The following is a 255-nucleotide window of genomic DNA, read 5'->3' as shown; positions in this document are numbered from 1 at the left end:
GACCCCGCCCTGACCATCCCCCACCCCCGGGCGGCCTCACGCGCTTTCGTCCTCTACCCGTGGTCGCTCATCGAACCCGCCGCCACGCTGAACGGCGAACGGATCAGCACCCTGGCAGTCCAGGCGGAAGATTTCAAGGATCTTGCCCCGTTCGACGGGTTCGGGGACTTTGACGGGATGCCGACGGCGGGAGCGGTGGAGGAGAGATGAAGCCCATCAACCCGCTGCGCCTGCTGCTGATCTGCGTCATCCTTG

General features: G+C 66.3%; 1 pseudogene. It reads left to right on the top strand.

The window, feature by feature from the left end:
- A pseudogene (locus tag MRBLMD1_RS10565) lies at positions 1-210 on the top strand (2-amino-4-hydroxy-6-hydroxymethyldihydropteridine diphosphokinase); the annotation flags it as partial.
- Between the last annotated feature and the right edge of the window lie 45 nt (positions 211-255).

It is taken from the genome of Pseudarthrobacter sp. LMD1-1-1.1 (assembly GCF_040676255.1).
In the GTDB taxonomy this organism is placed as follows: domain Bacteria; phylum Actinomycetota; class Actinomycetes; order Actinomycetales; family Micrococcaceae; genus Arthrobacter.
The sequence above is the reverse complement of the archived record's forward strand: the minus strand, read 5'-3'. Positions and strand labels throughout refer to the sequence as shown.